The following is a 17,976-nucleotide window of genomic DNA, read 5'->3' as shown; positions in this document are numbered from 1 at the left end:
CACCCGACTCAGTTTCGATCCTCGGAGGACATGCACGTGCCGATTCCAGCGGAGTTCCTTCTCGGCGATCAAGCGCCGGCCGGACGCACTCTCTGCGATGTCCTCGCCGAGACCGCGCGCACGTATCCCGACGCGCCCGCAATCGACGACGGGGATCAACTCGTCACCTACTCGGAACTGCTCGCACTGGTCCGTCGAGTCAGCGGCAGGCTGGCCGCGATCGGCGTCGGGCGCGGTCACCGAGTCGGCGTGCGCATGCCGTCCGGATCCCGCGACCTCTACATCGCGATCCTCGCGACCCTGTGGGCCGGTGCGGCCTATGTGCCGGTCGACGCGGACGATCCGGACGAACGCGCGAACCTCGTGTTCGGCGAAGCCGACATCGACGCGTTGTTCGACGCTGACGGCGTCCATCCGCAGTCTGGCCGCGATGCGACGGCTCCGCTCGATGGACCTGTCGCACCTGTCGGCACCTCCCCTGCCAGGCAGTCGGACGACGCGTGGATCATCTTCACCTCCGGCTCCACCGGCAAGCCGAAGGGCGTCGCGGTGACGCATCGGAACGCCGCCGCATTCGTCGACGCCGAAGCCGCGCTCTTTCTTCAGGACGAGCCGCTCGGCCCCGGCGACCGAGTACTCGCCGGCCTCTCGGTGGCCTTCGACGCGTCGTGTGAAGAGATGTGGCTGGCGTGGCGCAGCGGAGCATGCCTGGTCCCCGCGCCCCGCGCCCTTGTCCGCTCCGGCATGGACCTCGGGCCGTGGCTGGTGAAGCGGGACATCAACGTCGTCTCGACGGTTCCGACGCTCGCATCGATGTGGCCCGCCGAGGCCGTCGAAGCCGTCCGGCTCCTGATCTTCGGCGGTGAGGCCTGTCCTCCCGAACTCTCCGACCGCCTCGCCACCGACGACCGCGAGGTCTGGAACACGTACGGGCCCACCGAGGCGACCGTCGTCGCCTGCGCTTCGCCGCTGCGACGCGGCGAACCGGTCCGCATCGGACTTCCGCTCATCGGCTGGGATCTGGCCGTCGTGGACCCGAACGGCGAGCCCGTCGCCGAGGGCGAGTCGGGCGAGCTGGTGATCGGCGGCGTCGGCCTGGCTCGCTACCTCGATCCCGAGAAGGACGCCGAGAAGTACGCCCCCGCACCTGTTCTCGGTTGGGAACGCGCGTATCGCAGCGGCGACATCGTGACGCTCGACCGCCGCGGCCTCCTGTTCGTCGGCCGCGCGGACGATCAGGTGAAGATCGGCGGACGGCGCATCGAGCTCGGCGAGGTCGACAACGCGCTGCAGAATCTGCCCGGCGTGAGCGGCGCAGCGGCCGCGGTCCGCAAGACCGGGTCAGGATCGTCGATTCTGGTCGGCTACCTCGCATCCACCGACTCCGACTTCGACGTCGCCGCCGCACAGGCCCGTCTGCGCGACGAACTCCCCGCAGCTCTCGTCCCGCGGCTCGTCATGCTCGACGAACTGCCCACCCGAACGTCGGGCAAGGTCGACCGCGACGCACTCCTCTGGCCCGTCGCTGGCGCCGACGCGGGCGACGGCCCGTCCGATCTCTCCGGCACCGAAGGCTGGCTCGCCGAGCAGTGGACCAACGTCCTCGGTGTGACCATCGGCAACGCGAAGGCCGACTTCTTCGCCGAAGGCGGCGGATCACTGTCGGCAGCCCAACTGGTGACGGCGCTGCGCAGTCGGTACCCGGAGATCACCGTCGCGGACCTCTACGACCACCCCCGCCTGGGTTCGCTCGCGGAGATGCTCGACGCGCTCGACCCGTCGGCGGCCGTCGAACCGCGAGTGGTGAAGCCCGTCCCCCTGTCGACGGGCCTCGCGCAGACAGTCGCATCCATTCCGCTCGCCACACTCACCGGCGTGCAGTGGGTCACGTGGCTCGGCGTCGCGAACAACATCGGCCGCGCCGTCGCCGACTCGCTCGGCTACGACGCACCGTGGCTGATCTCGGTGAACTGGTGGGCGCTGCTCGCCGCATTCATCGTCTTCGTCACGCCGCTCGGTCGCATGATCATCGCCGCGGTCGGCGCTCGCCTGCTCCTCGCAGGTGTCGGACCCGGCGACTACCCGCGTGGCGGCGGCGTCCACATCCGACTCTGGACCGCCGAACGTCTGATGGCCGCCAGCGGCGCCCACAACCTGTCGGGCGCACCGTGGATGTCGACGCTGGCACGTGCGCTCGGCGCCACGATCGGCGAGGGCGTCGACCTGCATTCCCTTCCTCCGGTCACCGGACTCCTCCGCATCGGCGACGGCGCGGCGATCGAGCCCGAAGTCGACCTCGCGGGCTGGTGGCTCGACGGCGACGTCCTCCACATCGGAGAGATCATCGTGAAGCCAGGCGCCACTGTCGGCAGCCGGTCGACGCTGCTTCCAGGCGCGGTCGTCGGACGCGACGCCATCGTCGATCCCGGCTCCGCAGTCGTCGGCAAGGTGAAATCTCGTCAGCGCTGGGGCGGCTCCCCGGCGGTGAAGCTCGGCAAAGCCAAGTCGGAATGGCCGAAGGAACGGCCGCAGCCACGACGCTGGTGGGTGGCCGTGTACGGCCTCACCGCGCTCGGCATCTCCGGCGTCCCCCTGGTCTCCCTCGCCGCGGGGCTGGCCGTCGCGGGCAGCTGGGCGCTGTCGGCCGACCGACTGCGCACCGCGACCTGGCGGATGTTGGCGCTCGCTCCCGCAGGGGCGCTCGCCGCGATGGCGGTGTTCGCGATCCTCACCCTGATCATCGTGCGGCTCGCGTCGATCGGCATGACCGCCGGAGTCCACCCGGTCCGCTCCCGCGTGGGCTGGCAGGTGTGGATCACCGAACGCATGATGGACGCCGCCCGCACGTACCTGTTCCCGCTGTACGCGAGCTTGCTGACACCGTGGTGGTTCCGTGCTCTCGGCGCCTCCATCGGCAAGGGCGCCGAGATCTCGACCGCGCTCGTGATCCCCAAGTTCACCACGGTCGGCGACGACTCGTTCCTGGCCGACGACACGCTCGTCGCGTCGTACGAACTCGGCGGTGGCTGGATGCGGATCGGCGAGGCCAAGGTCGGCAAGCGCGCGTTCCTCGGCAACTCCGGCATGATCGCGCCCGACCGCAAGGTCCCCAAGAACGGTCTTGTGGCGGTGCTGTCGGCGGCGCCGCAGAAGGCGAAGAGCGGTTCGAGTTGGCTCGGCAGCCCGCCGGTCCGCCTGCGCCGCACTGCGGCCGAGACCGACTCGTCACGCACGTTCGCTCCCGGATTCGGAGTGAAGGTGGCGCGCAGCATCGTCGAGACGCTGCGTCTCGTCGCCGTCATGGTGTCGTTCTCGATCGGCGTCGCAGTGTTGTTCGCACTTCAGATCACCGCAGACAAGCGCGGCGTGGTGATCGCCGCGCTGGTCAGCGGTTTGGTGCTGCTCGCGGCGGGCGCCGTCGCAGGCGCCGTCGCCTGCATCGCCAAATGGACTGTCGTAGGCCCCATCCGCACGTCGGAGCATCCACTGTGGAGTTCGTTCGTGTGGCGCAACGAGTTGTCAGACGCCTTCGTCGAGACCGTTGCAGCGCCGTGGTTCGCAAACGCCGCCACCGGGACCCCGGTGCTGAACCTGTGGCTCCGCTCGCTCGGCGCGACGATCGGTCGCGGTGTGTGGTGCGAGTCGTACTGGCTGCCGGAAGCCGACCTCGTTGAACTCGGCGACGGTTCGAACGTGCAGCGCGGCTGCGTGGTCCAGACGCACCTGTTCCACGATCGGGTGATGGCGATCGACAGTGTCCGACTCGGTGCAGGCGCCACCCTCGGCCCACACTGCGTCGCGCTCCCGGCGTCGGGCGTCGGCGAATCCGCGACCGTCGGCCCCGCGTCGCTTGTGATGCGCGGCGACGTGGTCCCCGCCCACACCACGTGGCAGGGCAACCCGATCGCACCGTGGACCCCCGTAGTGCCGGACCGCCTGCATCTAGGCTGATACGCGTGGGATCCTCCGCACGCAGTGCGTCACCGCCGACTCGTCGAGTGATCGACGTGATCGAAGCACTGACACGACATCCGGGTGAGAAGCTCGGACTCTCCGAGCTCGCGCGTGTCTGCGGTATCAGCAAGCCGACGTGCCTCGCGATCCTCACCGAGCTGAGCGACGCCGGGTACCTGAGACTCGACGCCGGCACGAAGACCTACGGTCTCGGTCCCTCCCTGGTGACGGCGGGGCAGGCCGCACAACGTGCGTTCGCACTGCCTCCCGCGGTGGCCGAACGCATGCAGGAACTCAGTGACACGTTCGGATCGATGGTGGTCGCGGCCGCCCATGACGGCGACGACTTCCTCGTCGTGGAGGTGACGACCCCGGCAGGGATGCTCGCGTTGACAAGCGTCGGGCAGAGCTTTCCGATCGTGCTTCCGACCGCGTCACTGTTCGGCATCGGACAGTCCGATTCCCTGGAGTCGGAGGAGTTGCGGCTGCTGGCCGACGAGTACCGATCGGCCGGGTACGTCGTCGAGAACCTGTCACCGACTCTCGAGCGCGTCTACCGGATCATCGGCGAGAACTCCCGTGCGCTGGCACCGGAGGTCCTGGAGCTGATCGGGGATCTTCTCGCGACCATGCGAGAGCAGCGACTGCTCCTTCAGTCCGCTCTGCGCTCCGATCCGTCCGCAGTCCATCGCGTCGGCGCGATCTCCGCGCTGTGCTTCGACGGCGCGGGCGCGCCGTCGCTCATGCTGTCTCTGTACGCGCACGACGATCTCGCCGCGTCCGACATCGCCGAACGTGGACGACGGGTCCGCGACACAGCCGACGCCGTGACGTCTCTGCTCGACGGGCGCCGTCCGAATCTGTAGATCTCGACGAACCGTTGACCTGTGCTCAGGCAATGGCGTAGCGTGACGCCCATCACCAGTTCTACCGGATTGGTCGAATATTCGACCAACGAAAGGGCATGGCATCCGATGAGCAGCTTCTCCGGCCGAACAGCCTTCATCACCGGCGGCGCGCGAGGGCAGGGTCGAACCCATGCGCTGGCGCTCGCCGAGCGAGGCGCAGACATCGTGCTCGTCGACCGGTGCACCGACAGCGCCTCCGTCGCGTATCCACTCGCCACCCGCTCCGAACTCGACGACACCGCGAAGGCGGTGACCGACCTCGGTCGCCGATGCCTGACAGTCGTCGCCGACGTCGCCGATCGGACCGCGATGGACGACGCCGTCGCCCGGGCAGTCGACGAACTCGGACGGATCGACATCGCGATCGCCAACGCCGGCGTCTCGGTCGCCGAAGGACTCACCGGGCTCACCGAGGCCATGTGGAACGAAGTGATCGGCACCAACCTGACCGGCGTCTTCAACACCGTCGCGGCAGTCGCCCCGGTGATGGCGACCAACGGCTACGGACGGATCGTCACCGTCAGCTCCATGATGGGCCGGTCCGCCGCCCCCGGCATGGCCGCCTACAGCGCCAGCAAGTGGGGAGTCATCGGCCTGAGCAAGAGCGCCGCACTCGAACTGGCCGGTACAGGTGTCACCGTCAACGTGATCGCTCCCGGCAACATCTCGACGCCGATGGTCCACAACGAGCCGCTCTACAAGAGGATGCGCCCCGATCTGGAGGCGCCCACGCGCGACGACGTCGCTCCAGTGTTCGCCTCGCTCCACGCCCAGCCGGTTCCGTTCATCGAACCCGAAGAGGTGACCCGCGTGGTCCTCTTCCTCGCCGACGAGCTGTCCTCGCACATCACCGGCACCGTGGTGCCGATCGACGCGGGCGCCGCCGCCCGCGTCTCCTCCTGACCACTAGGGCGTCAGCTCCCTCCCGAGCCCCCACAGGAGTTCCCATGATGAAGAGACTCGCTCTATTTGCGGCAGCCGCGTTCGTCGTCACCTCGGCGTCGACGTGCCTGCCTGCCGTCGGCGACGCGACGCCCGGCGACGCGGGCCGCCTGCTCACGCAGCGGCCGCTGACCACCGCTGCGGCGCTCCCGAGCGCCGCATTCACCCGAGTCGTCACCTACACCTCGACCGGTGCGCAAGGACAACCGATCGTCGTGTCCGGCATCGTGGCCGTCCCACGCGGGAAGGCTCCACGCGGTGGCTGGCCGACGATCAGCTGGGCGCACGGAACCACCGGGTACGCCGATGTGTGCGCACCGTCGCGAGACACCGCGACCGGACCGAGCCACGCCTATCTCGGTCCGGTGACCGGCGTCCTCGACACCTGGATCGCACGCGGATACGCCGTCGTGGCCACGGACTATGAAGGGCTCGGAACTCCCGGCGGGCACCCGTACATCAACGGAACGAGCGAGGCCAACACCGTCGCGGACATCGTCAAAGCGGCGCAATCGGTCGACCGCCGAATCGGCAGGGAGTGGATCGTTGCAGGCCACAGCCAAGGCGGACAGGCCGCGCTGTTCACCGCACAGCAAGGCGATGCACGACAGCCGTCTCTGCAGCTCAAGGGCGCGATCGCCCTCGCACCGGGCGGCGTCGGCCTCAGCCAGACCGTCGACTTCGTTCGGTCCGCGCAGCCGGGCGCGGAAGCCGCCGAATCGTTCCTACCGCTGATCGTGCTGGGCGCGAACGCCGCGCGCCCATCCGTCAATCCGTCGGCCATCTTCTCCGACGACATGGCGCCCATGGTCGATGCGGCTCGAGCGTCCTCATGCCTCACCCAACTGCGCGGCATGCCTGCGGTCGCACCCGCCAAGGTGTTTCGACCGGGTGCCGAGTTCACTGCGCTCAGCACGTATCTGAACAGCCAGGATCCGTCGCGCACGACACCGCGTGTACCGGTGCTCATCGCTCAGGGCACCGCCGACACACTCGTCGGCAAGGCGGGCACGGACGGTCTGGTGTCGACTCTGTGCGGTCGCAAGGCATCCGTCGACTATCGGATCTACAACGGCGCCGATCACCGCGCAGTCGTCACCGACTCGGTGACGGACGCGCAGACGTTCGGCGATCAGGTGATCAAGGGTTCGGCTCCGGTCGGTACCTGCTGACTGATCCGCTCGCGTCTTGAACTCCTTCGGTCGAGTGCCGGGCATGGCCGGTCGCCGCGCCGTCGGTCCGTCTCGCCGGTAGCATTGACGCCGACCGCGAACGACAGACGGAGAGGTAGTGCCGAGCAAACGGAACACGCAGGAGCCGACGCTGACCGGCGGCCACCACGAACTCGATCCGTACCTGCCGCGGACCGGCAACCTCGGGTACCGCATCTCGCGCTACGCACTGGTGCTCGACTACCGAGTGTCGAGCAATCGCCTCGCCGGAGTCGCGACGATCACCGCGACGTCGTACCAGCGCCTGACCCGTTTCACGTTCGACCTCGCGACATCGCTGCGCGTCGATCGCGTGACGGTCAACGGCGCCCGCGTCCGGTTCTCGCACCGCACCGGGAAGCTGTCGGTGACCCCGAGCGAACCGATCCCGCCGGGCGGGGCGATGACCGTCGTGGTGCGCTACAACGGAAACCCGCGACCGATTCGCAGTCAGTGGGGCACGGTGGGATGGGAAGAACTCGACGACGGGGCCCTGTGCGCGAACCAACCGAACGGCGCGTCGTCATGGTTCCCGTGCGACGACCATCCTGAGGCGAAGGCCCCGTTCCACATCGAGATCACCACCGACAGTCCTTACTACGCCCTCGCGAACGGCCGACTCGTGTCGAAGCAGCGCCGCGCCGCGATGACGACATGGGTGTACGACCAGGTGGAACCGATGTCGACGTATCTCGCGTCCATCCAGATCGGCCAGTACGAGCGGCGTGAATTGTCTGCGGGCGACGTCGCCGTCCACGCTCTTTTCCCGAAGCGCCTCTCGTCGAACTTCGACGTCAGTTTTGCGCGTCAGGTGAAGATGGTCGACGCGTTCACCGAGATGTTCGGGCCGTACCCGTTCGCCCAGTACACCGCCGTCGTGACCGACGACGAACTCGACATCCCGCTGGAGGCCCAGAGCTTCTCGACTTTCGGCGCCAACCACTGCGACGGCACCCTCGACCACGAGCGGCTCATCGCACACGAACTCGCCCATCAGTGGTTCGGCAACTCTGTCACGTGTGCGCGCTGGCAGGACATCTGGCTGCACGAGGGTTTCGCCTGCTACTCGGAGTGGCTCTGGAGTCAGCACAGCGGGGGTCGCTCGGCCGACGAGTGGGCCCGTCACTACTACGAGAAGCTGCGACAGACTCGGTTCACCACACCGCTTGCCGACCCCGGACCTGCGCAGATGTTCGACGATTGGCTGTACAAACGTGGCGCCATCACTCTGCATGCGCTCCGCCTGCGCATCGGCGACGGCGACTTCTTCGCGCTGTTGCACCGGTGGACGGACAAGTACCGCTACCGCACGGCGACAACAGAGGACTTCGTCGCACTCGCGTCGACGTTCACCGCGGCTCCACTCGGTGACATCTGGCGCGACTGGCTGTACACGGTCGAACTGCCGCCGTTCCCGACGCTCCGGCCGCACGCCTGACGTCGGTGAACGTTGGCGACGTTTTCCGTCGTAGTACCGGAAATCGTCTCCGACGTTGCGGCACGAGAATGCTCAGCCGACGTCACCCGGTGAGACTAGAACCTTGACCTCGGTGTTTCGCCCGGTGCCCAGAAGATGCTCGAGTCCCTGCGACACGACGTCGTCGAGTGCGATCCGACCGGTGATGAGCGGCCGCGGATCGAGGACTCCCGAGGTGACCGCATCGATGACCTCGGCGAAATCGTCAGCGGTGTACGCCATAGAGCCGATCAGCTTCTTCTCCGAGACCATGTACTCCTGCAGATTGACCTGAACCGTGTCGTGGAACATGGCCACGACCACCGAGGTTCCACCTGGCCGCAACGCCCGCAGAGCGGTGTCGTAGGTGGGCTGCCCCACCCCAGACGCGTCGAACGACACGTCTACGCCTCCGTCGGCGTTGAGCCGAGCGACGACGTCGTCGACCGTCGGATCGTGCACCACCGCACCCATGTCGGCAGCGAGGCGTCCACGGGCCGCGCTCGGTTCGCTGACGTGGATCGTCGAGACGCCGCGGGCTTTGAGGCACGCCACCAGCCCCAGCCCGACGGGGCCCGCACCGATCACCAGCGCACTCGAACCTTCGGCCGCAGCGGACTTCTTCACCGCGTGCCACGCCACCGCCGTCGACTCGATCATCGCGGCGACCTCCGCGCCGAGTTCTTCCGGAACTGGATACGCCGCATCACGCCCGGCGACGACGTACTCGCTGAATCCACCTCCGCCACCGGAGACGCCGATGAACCCGCCATTCTCACAGAGATTCACCTCGCCCCTCGAACACGCCGCGCACGTCCCGTCGAACACATTCGGACGGATCGCGACCAACGTGCCGGCCGGAAGGTCGTCGACTCCGTCACCGACGGCGACGACGCGTCCAGCGAACTCGTGGCCCAACGCGTGCGGCCCCTGAGTGCAGAGCAGCGGATGGACGAAGTCGCTCGGGATCGGCGAGTACTCGAACAGCGACAGGTCACTTCCGCAGATGCCTGCACATTCGACGCGGATCTTGACCTGACCGGGGCCCGGCTCCGGTTCGGGGACATCGACGACACGCGCGTCGTGCGCTCCGTACAGCAACAATGACTTCATGGCGGGAACCTCCTCGTCGAACGACCGTTGAGGGGATTCTGGCCGGTGGGCGATCGGCGCGGCGCCCGCTGTCCCACTGAGCAGTCACCGCGCGGGGAAGTCAGCGGAAAGTGGGGAGCAGACCGTCGAGGGCGGCCTGAGCGAGAGAGGGCGCAGCGACGTCTTTCGCCGAGAGTTCGTACTCGAGCGGGGTGCCGTCGCGGCCGACCGTCGGCCACTCGATACCCAGATCGGGATCGAGTGGGTTCACCCCGTGTTCGGCGGTCGGGTTGTAGCCGGTGGAACACAGATAGGTGACCGTGGAGCCGTCGGCCAGCGAGCAGAAACCGTGACCGAGCCCTTCTGACAGGTACACGGCCTTGCGGTCGACGTCGTCGAGCAGCACGGCGTCCCACCGTCCGAAGGTGGGCGAGCCGACGCGGATGTCGACGATCACGTCGAGGATGGCGCCGACGCTGCACGTCACGTACTTCGCCTGCCCCGGCGGGACGTCGGCGAAGTGAATGCCGCGCAGCACTCCCGCCGCCGAAACCGACGTGTTGACCTGGGCGAGTTCAAAACGGTGGCCGATCAGGTCGGAAAGGACGTCAGCTTTGAACGCCTCGAGGAACACCCCGCGGTCGTCACCGTGCAGGACCGGCGTGAACTCCCACGCACCCGCGATCGACAGTTCGCGAACTTTCACGTCTACAGCTCCCGTCCACGGTCGAGCAGGTCGTACAGGTACGCGCCGTACCCCGATTTCACGAGTGCCTCGGCGCGGGCGCGCAGGTGAGCGTCGTCGATGTAGCCGAGTCGCCACGCGATCTCCTCGGGAACGGCGATCTTCAGACCCTGTCGTTCCTCGACGGTGCGGACGAAATTCCCGGCGTCGAGCAGGGAGTCGAAGGTGCCGGTGTCGAGCCAGGCCGTCCCACGCGGCAGGACCGTCACGTTCAGCTTGCCGCGCCGCAGGTACTCGGCGTTGACGTCGGTGATCTCGTACTCGCCGCGCGCCGACGGCTCGAGACCGCGTGCGATGTCGACGACGTCGTTGTCGTAGAAGTACAGGCCGGGCACCGCGTACCGCGACTTCGGTTCGGTCGGCTTCTCCTCCAGGGAGATCGCCGTTCCGTCGGCGTCGAACTCGACGACCCCGTACGCCGTCGGATCGGCGACGCGGTAGGCGAAGATCGCTCCGCCGTCGACGTCCCCGAACCCCTGCAGGCGGCTGCCCAGTCCGGGGCCGTAGAAGATGTTGTCACCGAGGACCAGTGCCGCCGTGTCGTCGCCGATGTGATCGGCACCGAGGACGAACGCCTGCGCGAGGCCTTTCGGCTCGGGCTGCACCGTGTACGTGATGCGCACGCCGAACTGCGATCCGTCGCCGAGCAGGTACTGGAATGACGCACTGTCGTGCGGAGTGGTCACGACGAGGATGTCGCGCACCCCGGCGAGCATCAGGGTCGACAGCGGGTAGTAGATCATCGGCTTGTCGTAGACCGGCACGAGCTGCTTGCTGACGCCCTGCGTGATCGGGTGCAGACGCGACCCGGTGCCACCGGCGAGGATGATTCCGCGCATGGTCCAACCCTATCGGTACAGTTGAAGCACTATTCGAAGCCACACTTTACGGAGATCCTTCATGCGTGTTCTGGTGACCGGCGGGGCCGGGTTCATCGGAGCGAACTTCGTCCTCCGCACCCTCGCGACCCAGCCAGACGTCGAAGTGACAGTCCTCGACAAGTTCACCTATGCCGCGAATCCATCGACCCTCGCACCTGTCGCCGACCGCGTCCGGGTGGTGCGCGGCGACATCGCCGACGCGGCCGTGGTCGATCCGCTGATCGCCGAGACGGACCTCGTCGTCAACTTCGCGGCCGAGTCGCACAACGACAACTCGCTCGCCGACCCGTCGTCGTTCGTCCAGACCAACCTGGTCGGGACGTACACGCTCTTGGAATCGGTTCGACGCCACGGTGTCCGACTGCACCATGTCAGCACCGACGAGGTGTACGGCGACCTCGACCTCGGCGATCCCGCTCGCTTCACCGAAGAGACCGCATACAACCCGTCCAGCCCGTACAGCTCCACCAAAGCGGGCAGCGATCTGCTGGTCCGCGCCTGGGTCCGATCGTTCGGCATCACCGCGACCATCTCCAACTGCTCCAACAACTACGGCCCGTACCAGCACGTGGAGAAGTTCATCCCTCGGCAGATCACCAACGTGCTGACCGGCGTGCGGCCCAAGCTGTACGGCGACGGCCGCAACGTCCGCGACTGGATCCACGTGGACGACCACAACGACGCCGTCTGGACCGTCATCGACCGCGGCGTCTCCGGTGAGACGTACCTGATCGGCGCCGACGGCGAAGTCGACAACCGGACCGTCGTCGAAGCGATCCTCGAAGCGCTCGGGCAGCCCCGCGACGCATTCGACTTCGTCACCGACCGCGCAGGCCACGACCGCCGATACGCCATCGACTCCACTCGGCTGCGCACCGAACTCGGATGGACACCCGCCTACACCGACTTCTCGGCGGGCCTCGCCGCGACCGTCGACTGGTACCGGACACACAGCGACTGGTGGGCGGGCGTCAAGGACGGCGTGGAACGCTCGTACGCAGAGACCCAACAGACCATCGACCCCGAAGGAGCACGATGAGAGTCCTCGTCACCGGAGGCGCAGGTTACATCGGCTCCCACACCGTCCTGCAGCTTCTCGCCGCAGGCCACGACGTGGTGATCGCCGACGACTTCAGCAATGCCAAGCCCAGCATCATCTCGCGGCTGGTGTCCCTGTCCGGGAAACCCGTCACCGTGTACACGGTCGATCTGACCGACGAGGAGGCCACCGACGGTCTGTTCGCGTCCGAGGACATCGACGCCGTGATCCACTTCGCCGGCTTCAAGGCCGTGGGAGAGTCGGTCGCCAAGCCGATCTCCTACTACCGCAACAACATCGACACCGCGCTGTCGGTGCTGCAGGCGATGGACCGTCACGGTGTCCGGACGTTCGTATTCTCCTCGTCGGCCACCGTGTACGGCGAGAATCCGATCTGTGAGCGCACCGAGGACATGCCGACGTCGGCCACCAATCCGTACGGGTGGACCAAGGTGATGATCGAGCAGATTCTGCGCGACGTGGCAGTCGCGGACGACTCTTGGCGCATCGCACTGCTCCGCTACTTCAACCCGGTGGGTGCACACCCGAGCGGCGAGATCGGTGAAGATCCCAACGGTCTGCCCAACAACCTGATGCCGTTCGTCTCGCAGGTCGCCGTCGGACGGCGCGAGAAGCTGTCAGTGTTCGGCGACGACTACGACACTCCCGACGGCACCGGGGTGCGCGACTACATCCACGTCGAAGACCTCGCGTCCGGCCATCTCGCGGCTCTCGACACGATCGCGGCCGGCGACGATCCGCTCTCGGTGTGGAACCTCGGCAGCGGGTCGGCCGTTTCCGTGCTCGACGTGGTCAACGCGTTCTCTCGCGCCAGCGGACGGGACATCCCCTACGAGATCGTTCCGCGCCGACCGGGCGATCTCCCCGCCTACTGGGCCGATCCTTCCAAGGCCAACGACGAGCTCGGCTGGAAAGCGATCCGCACGATCGACGACATGTGCGCCGACACCTGGCGGTGGCAGTCGAAGAACCCCAACGGCTTCCCCGACGCCTGACGCCTCCACTGCTCCTTGAGCGCCTTTCGACTCACAAGCTCGCTCAAGGAGCAGTAGGACCGAAGCTCGCTCACGGAGCAGCGGGGCGGGCCGAAGGTCAGGCCTCCACCGACTCCAACTCGACCGCGGTCTCACGTGGGCGGACGGTGTGCGGGCCTGCGATCGAGGTGCGGTTGCCGATCACCACGACGACCACTGCGAGAAGCGCCATGGCGACCCCGAAGCCGAACATCTCCGGATAGTCGATCGACGGGAACGTCGACGCGACGGCAGCCATCGCAGCCGGTGACGCGAAGCCCAGATAGGTCAGGCTGTAGAACACCGCAGTCAGTCCGGCGAGCTCACTCGGCCGGGCGATTCGCTGGACTTCGAGAAGACCGGCGATCAGCGCCATCCCGTAGCCGCATCCGAGAACCGCCGCCGCGATCAGCGCGAGAGGGATCGACAGCGTCGTGTAGGCCGCGGCGGCGAGTGCCAGACCGACGACCACGAAGCTCAACGCGATCACCATGATCCGCGGTGATCCGGGCTTGTCGAAGCGCTTGCCGAGGGTCTGGATGCCGAAGCCTGCGGCGAGGCCGACGACGCAGCAGAGCCCGGCGAACGCTATGGACCAGCTCGACGTCTTCTCCGTCATGAACGCCGGGATCACTGCGTACGCGACCGCACACGCACCGAACACCCACGGCGCGACGGGAGCGACCATCACCCAGAACCGGGGGTGCTTCGCCGACCGGATCGACAGATCCTCCCGCAGCGTCCGTCCGGAGTCCTGGGCGGCGCGTGATTCAGGAGCACGCAGCAGAGCCGCGAACGCGACCACGGCGAGTGCGATGTTGACCGCGTACGACAGCTGGTTCGGCCACGGCGCCCACTGCGCCAGGATCGCCGCCAGACCTGCGCCGATGCCGAATCCCGAAGTCAGCGACAGTGCGGCGCGCCGTGCGCCCGCGGCGGCTGTCGCACCGTCACGGTCGGACAGTTCTTTGATCCAGCTGCCGCCGACGGCCATCGCGAGGCCGAGCGCGATCCCGCTGAGCACCCGACCGACGGCGAGGAGAGCAACCGAGTGCGCTCCGAATGCCAGCAGCAGCGATCCGGCCGCTGCGATCACCGGGGACGGGAGCATCAGCGGGCGGCGTCCGAGCCGGTCCGACAACGGTCCGCCGATCAGCAGCGCGGGGACGATGCCGAGCACGTAGGTGAACAGGAGCAGGTCGACCGCGACAGCCGACATGTCCGACGTCGTGCGATACATGACGAGGAGCGGAGTGAACTCGTTGCCTCCCCAGGCCGCGGCGAAGACGGCGAGCGAGACCGCGGGCCAGCCGGTGATGCGTGATCGGCTCATCGGAGTCCTCCTGGAAGGTCGTGGACGGTCGACAGGTGCGTGATGAGGAGTTCGGTGAACGCTTCCGGGTCGGTGATCGCTTCCGCCAGACGAGCGTGGTCGTCGAGGATGGTGTCAGCGACGGCGGCCCCTGCCTGCAGTCGGCTCGCCGTCATGCGGCGGTGTCGCTCTCTGAGAGAGACGTAGACCTCGCTGAGGATCGCGTTCCCGCCGGCGGCGACGATCAGCTGGTGGAACTCCGCGTCGAGACGAGCGAACTCCGCCGTGTCCGACCTGCTCACGTCCGCGTGCTGCGCGAGATTGTCGCGCAGGCGTTCGCTGAGCTGGGCCAGTTCAGCAGGCCGACCGGCAACCGACCGTGCGGCGTGGGATTCGATCGCGACGCGCGCGTCGAGCACATCGCGCGCCTCCCGATCACCGATCGGCACGATGAGCGCCCCGCGTTTCGGATACAGGCGCATCCAGCCTTCAGCTGATAGACGGAGGAACGCCTCTCGAACCGGAGTACGACTGACGGCGCACCGCTCGGCGATCTCGCCCTCACTGATGAGCTCGCCTCCGGCCAGACCTCCGGTGAGGATCAGCTCCTTCACGTCGGCGTACACCCGATCCGCTGCTGAATACGTCATAGATACAAGATAGATCCTTGCGTCGTGTGTTGAAAGTTCTTAGACGGCTGGTGGTGCTCCGGTGTGCAGCGGGGCGCCGCCGACCATTGAGGAACTTCCAACACGCGACACCAGCTCACGCGGACTCCCGCCACGTGGCACCTGACCGGGCACAGCGACGTCATCGGTGACAGAATCATCGGAACCATCACCGATGTAGACCACATCACTCGTCGAGTTGCGTCCGGTCGAGGCCGGACGTCTAGGAGAAGTTCGTGACCAACACCGCACCCGGGCAGCCCACACCGATCACCGACGACGAGATCTTCCGCGCACACGAGGGCGGGAAGCTGTCCGTCGAACTCAGTGCGCCCATCGACACTCAGCGCGCACTCTCGATCGCCTACACGCCGGGCGTCGCTCAGGTCTCGCGCGCTATCGCGAAGGACGCGGCTCTGGTCGAGGAGTACACGTGGACCAAGCGACTGGTCGCAGTCGTCTCCGACGGGACGGCAGTCCTCGGGCTCGGCGACATCGGCCCACGCGCCTCGCTCCCGGTGATGGAGGGCAAGTCGGCCCTGTTCCGCACCTTTGCGGGACTCAATTCGATCCCGATCGTCCTGGACACCACCGATCCCGACGAGATCGTCGAGACGCTGATCCGTCTCCGCCCCAGCTTCGGCGCCGTGAATCTCGAAGACATCTCGGCACCGCGCTGCTTCGAGATCGAACGTCGGGTCATCGAGGCACTCGACTGCCCGGTGATGCACGACGACCAGCACGGCACCGCGATCGTCGTTCTCGCCGCACTGAAGGGCGCCCTCACGCACCTCGACAAGGACATCACCACCCTGAAGGTCGTGATCTCGGGGGCAGGCGCAGCCGGTGTGGCATGCGCGAACATCCTGCGCGCCGCGGGCGTCCCCGACATCGTGGTGCTCGACTCGAAGGGTGTCGTCGGCACCCACCGCACCGACCTCAACGAGTTCAAGACCGACCTCGCGGCGTGGAGCAATCCGCGCGCCCTCACCGGCGGCGCCGCTGAGGCGCTGAACGGCGCCGACATGTTCCTCGGAGTCTCGGCCGGACTCATCGGCGAGGCCTTCATCGCGACGATGAACGACGATGCGATCGTCTTCGCGCTGTCGAACCCCGATCCGGAGATCCACCCGGATGTCGCAGCAAAGCACGCCGCCGTCGTCGCCACCGGCCGCAGCGACTTCCCGAACCAGATCAACAACGTCCTCGCCTTCCCCGGCGTGTTCGCGGGCGCCCTCGACGCTGACGCACGACGCATCACCGAGGGCATGAAGCTGGCCGCCGCGGATGCGATCTTCGGCGTCGTCGGCGACGATCTCGCCGCCGACCACATCGTCCCGAGCCCGCTCGACCCGCGAGTGGCCCCCGCCGTCGCCAAGGCCGTCGCCGACGCAGCTCGCGCCGAGGGCGTCACCAAGTAATCTCCTCGCGCTCCACAGTCCCGGCCGGGCACAATGGCGGTCATGGGACTGTGGAGCGGCACCGACCTCGATCTGCCCGGATATCTGCGGCGCATCGGTTTTGACGGCGAGCCGTCGCCGACCTTGGAGACCCTCGAACGCCTTCACCGGCTTCACACGACGTCGATCCCGTTCGAGAACCTCGAGATCATCCTCGGACGCGGAATCCCCCTCGATCTGGAGTCGGTTCAACAGAAGCTCGTCCAGTCCGAACGTGGAGGCTACTGCTTCGAGCATGTCGGCCTGTTCGCCGCCGCGTTGGAACGGCTCGGATTCACTTTCACTCCGATCATCGGCCGAGTCTCGCTCGGTGCCGACTGGACGAGTCGTCCCGCCACCCACGCGCTGGTCGTCGTGGAGATCAGCGGCACCCGCTACCTGTGCGACGTCGGTTTCGGTCGAGGCCCCCTCGGCCCCATCGAACTGCGGGACGGGGTACAGACCGATCAAGACGGCTGGCGCTTCCGGCTGTCCTCCGATCCGATCGGCGATCTGTTCGGCACCGACCGGTGGACACTGTGGCAGCACGACGAGAAGTGGATCGACCGCCACGTCTTCACGCTGGCGCCGCAGACGCCGATCGACTACCGCGTCGGCAACCATTTCGTGTCGACGTCACCGCGATCACCGTTTGTGGCACGGCCGTTCATTCAGCAATTCACCGCCGCCGAGCACCACACTCTCGACGGCGACACGCTGACCACCGTCCGGCCCGACGGCCCTTCCGCGTCGTTCAGCGTTCCAGCGCCCGAGGTTCGCGATGTCCTCGCCGAAACCTTCGGCATCACGCTGACCTCCGACGACGCGGCGGCGCTCGTCGAGATCGAGGCGGCACGCCGGTCGTCGAGCGACGAGTGACGACCCCGTTTTGCTCCTGAGCCCATCGACTCGGTAGCATCGTCTCCGCTGCCTGTCACAGGCGGCACGCCGCCTTAGCTCAGTCGGTAGAGCGAGTCACTCGTAATGACTAGGTCAGGAGTTCGATTCTCCTAGGCGGCTCTCTACGACGCAGGCCAGACACCGCTTCTGGCCTGCGTCGCTTGCATTTAGGCGTCTCGGACGCACGCCACCGCCGCACGTCGTTCGGCTTCGCCGGCAGGAAGCACGACTGCGAGAACTAGCCTCCCCAGACCCAAGTAAGCGCCGACCCCTCATTGAAGGGCCGGAGCTTACTCATTGTCGTACTCGAACAGAGGCAGCCGCGACTCTGCGGTGTGACGGCCGAGCCACTGTCTACGGCGTCATCAGCCCACCGGGCATCTCGTCATCGTCGC

14 protein-coding genes and 1 tRNA gene are annotated in these 17,976 nt (G+C 67.2%); 10 read left to right on the top strand and 5 right to left on the bottom strand.

The window, feature by feature from the left end:
• The first annotated feature begins 30 nt into the window (after positions 1 to 30).
• The 5 genes from WFK36_RS19820 to WFK36_RS19800 all read left to right on the top strand — a co-directional run bounded on the left by WFK36_RS19820 (position 31) and on the right by WFK36_RS19800 (position 8,453).
• Positions 31 to 3,951, top strand: coding sequence for a Pls/PosA family non-ribosomal peptide synthetase (locus WFK36_RS19820; RefSeq protein WP_336793725.1), 3,921 nt, complete (start codon positions 31 to 33; stop codon positions 3,949 to 3,951).
• 5 nt (positions 3,952 to 3,956) lie between these two features.
• Positions 3,957 to 4,820: a helix-turn-helix domain-containing protein gene (locus tag WFK36_RS19815; RefSeq protein ID WP_336793724.1), complete on the top strand. Its 864-nt coding sequence runs from the start codon at positions 3,957 to 3,959 to the stop codon at positions 4,818 to 4,820.
• Positions 4,821 to 4,928: 108 nt separating this feature from the next.
• A complete protein-coding gene (locus tag WFK36_RS19810; protein ID WP_336793723.1) occupies positions 4,929 to 5,765 on the top strand; it encodes a mycofactocin-coupled SDR family oxidoreductase in 837 nt (278 codons plus the stop codon).
• Between the two features lie 44 nt (positions 5,766 to 5,809).
• On the top strand, positions 5,810 to 6,976 hold the full coding sequence (locus WFK36_RS19805) for an alpha/beta hydrolase family protein (RefSeq protein ID WP_336793722.1): 1,167 nt from the start codon (positions 5,810 to 5,812) through the stop codon (positions 6,974 to 6,976).
• A 118-nt stretch (positions 6,977 to 7,094) separates the two neighbouring features.
• Entirely contained in the window at positions 7,095 to 8,453 is a 1,359-nt protein-coding gene (locus WFK36_RS19800) for a M1 family metallopeptidase (protein WP_336793721.1), read from the top strand.
• Between the two features lie 72 nt (positions 8,454 to 8,525).
• Here WFK36_RS19800 and WFK36_RS19795 read toward each other — a convergent pair whose 3' ends face one another.
• The 3 genes from WFK36_RS19795 to rfbA form a co-directional block, all read right to left on the bottom strand.
• Positions 8,526 to 9,584 carry a 2,3-butanediol dehydrogenase gene (locus tag WFK36_RS19795; RefSeq protein WP_336793719.1) on the bottom strand — a complete coding sequence of 353 codons (1,059 nt, stop codon included), beginning with the start codon at positions 9,582 to 9,584 and terminating at the stop codon, positions 8,526 to 8,528.
• A 100-nt stretch (positions 9,585 to 9,684) separates the two neighbouring features.
• The gene (locus tag WFK36_RS19790; protein WP_336793718.1) at positions 9,685 to 10,269 is read right to left on the bottom strand and encodes a dTDP-4-dehydrorhamnose 3,5-epimerase family protein; all 585 of its coding nucleotides are present in this window, start codon (positions 10,267 to 10,269) and stop codon (positions 9,685 to 9,687) included.
• 2 nt (positions 10,270 to 10,271) lie between these two features.
• Positions 10,272 to 11,147, bottom strand: a complete 876-nt coding sequence (rfbA, locus tag WFK36_RS19785) for a glucose-1-phosphate thymidylyltransferase RfbA (RefSeq protein ID WP_336793717.1) — start codon at positions 11,145 to 11,147, stop codon at positions 10,272 to 10,274.
• Positions 11,148 to 11,208: 61 nt separating this feature from the next.
• On the opposite strand from rfbA, the gene rfbB reads away from it, so the two are divergent.
• Positions 11,209 to 12,228 carry a dTDP-glucose 4,6-dehydratase gene (rfbB, locus tag WFK36_RS19780; protein ID WP_336793716.1) on the top strand — a complete coding sequence of 340 codons (1,020 nt, stop codon included), beginning with the start codon at positions 11,209 to 11,211 and terminating at the stop codon, positions 12,226 to 12,228.
• On the top strand, positions 12,225 to 13,244 hold the full coding sequence (gene galE / locus WFK36_RS19775) for a UDP-glucose 4-epimerase GalE (RefSeq protein WP_008381845.1): 1,020 nt from the start codon (positions 12,225 to 12,227) through the stop codon (positions 13,242 to 13,244). The genes rfbB and galE overlap by 4 nt, the downstream gene beginning before the upstream one ends.
• A gap of 97 nt (positions 13,245 to 13,341) precedes the next feature.
• Here the strand turns inward: galE and WFK36_RS19770 are convergent, their stop codons facing one another.
• Together WFK36_RS19770 and WFK36_RS19765 are read right to left on the bottom strand one after the other, a co-directional pair.
• On the bottom strand, positions 13,342 to 14,595 hold the full coding sequence (locus WFK36_RS19770) for an MFS transporter (protein ID WP_336793715.1): 1,254 nt from the start codon (positions 14,593 to 14,595) through the stop codon (positions 13,342 to 13,344).
• Positions 14,592 to 15,224: a GntR family transcriptional regulator gene (locus WFK36_RS19765; RefSeq protein ID WP_336793714.1), complete on the bottom strand. Its 633-nt coding sequence runs from the start codon at positions 15,222 to 15,224 to the stop codon at positions 14,592 to 14,594. The genes WFK36_RS19770 and WFK36_RS19765 overlap by 4 nt, the downstream gene beginning before the upstream one ends.
• Positions 15,225 to 15,478: 254 nt before the next feature.
• Here WFK36_RS19765 and WFK36_RS19760 point away from each other — a divergent pair, with 254 nt between their 5' ends.
• The 3 genes from WFK36_RS19760 to WFK36_RS19750 all read left to right on the top strand — a co-directional run bounded on the left by WFK36_RS19760 (position 15,479) and on the right by WFK36_RS19750 (position 17,701).
• Positions 15,479 to 16,663: an NAD(P)-dependent malic enzyme gene (locus tag WFK36_RS19760; RefSeq protein WP_336793713.1), complete on the top strand. Its 1,185-nt coding sequence runs from the start codon at positions 15,479 to 15,481 to the stop codon at positions 16,661 to 16,663.
• Between the two features lie 42 nt (positions 16,664 to 16,705).
• Entirely contained in the window at positions 16,706 to 17,560 is an 855-nt protein-coding gene (locus WFK36_RS19755; RefSeq protein ID WP_419717516.1) for an arylamine N-acetyltransferase family protein, read from the top strand.
• 68 nt (positions 17,561 to 17,628) lie between these two features.
• A tRNA-Thr gene (locus WFK36_RS19750) sits at positions 17,629 to 17,701 on the top strand.
• Positions 17,702 to 17,976 lie beyond the last annotated feature (275 nt).

It is taken from the genome of Gordonia malaquae (assembly GCF_037148075.1).
Taxonomy (GTDB): domain Bacteria; phylum Actinomycetota; class Actinomycetes; order Mycobacteriales; family Mycobacteriaceae; genus Gordonia; species Gordonia malaquae.
Note: the sequence above shows the minus strand (reverse complement) of the source record. Positions and strands in the feature narration are given on the sequence as shown.

Excerpts from the sequence above, each read along its gene's own strand:
- WFK36_RS19805 (WP_336793722.1), top strand. The coding sequence starts at position 5,810 with ATGATGAAGAGACTCGCTCTATTTGCGGCAGCCGCGTTCGTCGTCACC.
- WFK36_RS19755 (WP_419717516.1), top strand. The coding sequence starts at position 16,706 with ATGGGACTGTGGAGCGGCACCGACCTCGATCTGCCCGGATATCTGCGG.
- WFK36_RS19770 (WP_336793715.1), bottom strand. The coding sequence starts at position 14,595 with ATGAGCCGATCACGCATCACCGGCTGGCCCGCGGTCTCGCTCGCCGTC.
- rfbB (WP_336793716.1), top strand. The coding sequence starts at position 11,209 with ATGCGTGTTCTGGTGACCGGCGGGGCCGGGTTCATCGGAGCGAACTTC.
- WFK36_RS19795 (WP_336793719.1), bottom strand. The coding sequence starts at position 9,584 with ATGAAGTCATTGTTGCTGTACGGAGCGCACGACGCGCGTGTCGTCGAT.
- WFK36_RS19765 (WP_336793714.1), bottom strand. The coding sequence starts at position 15,224 with ATGACGTATTCAGCAGCGGATCGGGTGTACGCCGACGTGAAGGAGCTG.
- WFK36_RS19810 (WP_336793723.1), top strand. The coding sequence starts at position 4,929 with ATGAGCAGCTTCTCCGGCCGAACAGCCTTCATCACCGGCGGCGCGCGA.
- galE (WP_008381845.1), top strand. The coding sequence starts at position 12,225 with ATGAGAGTCCTCGTCACCGGAGGCGCAGGTTACATCGGCTCCCACACC.
- rfbA (WP_336793717.1), bottom strand. The coding sequence starts at position 11,147 with ATGCGCGGAATCATCCTCGCCGGTGGCACCGGGTCGCGTCTGCACCCG.
- WFK36_RS19820 (WP_336793725.1), top strand. The coding sequence starts at position 31 with ATGCACGTGCCGATTCCAGCGGAGTTCCTTCTCGGCGATCAAGCGCCG.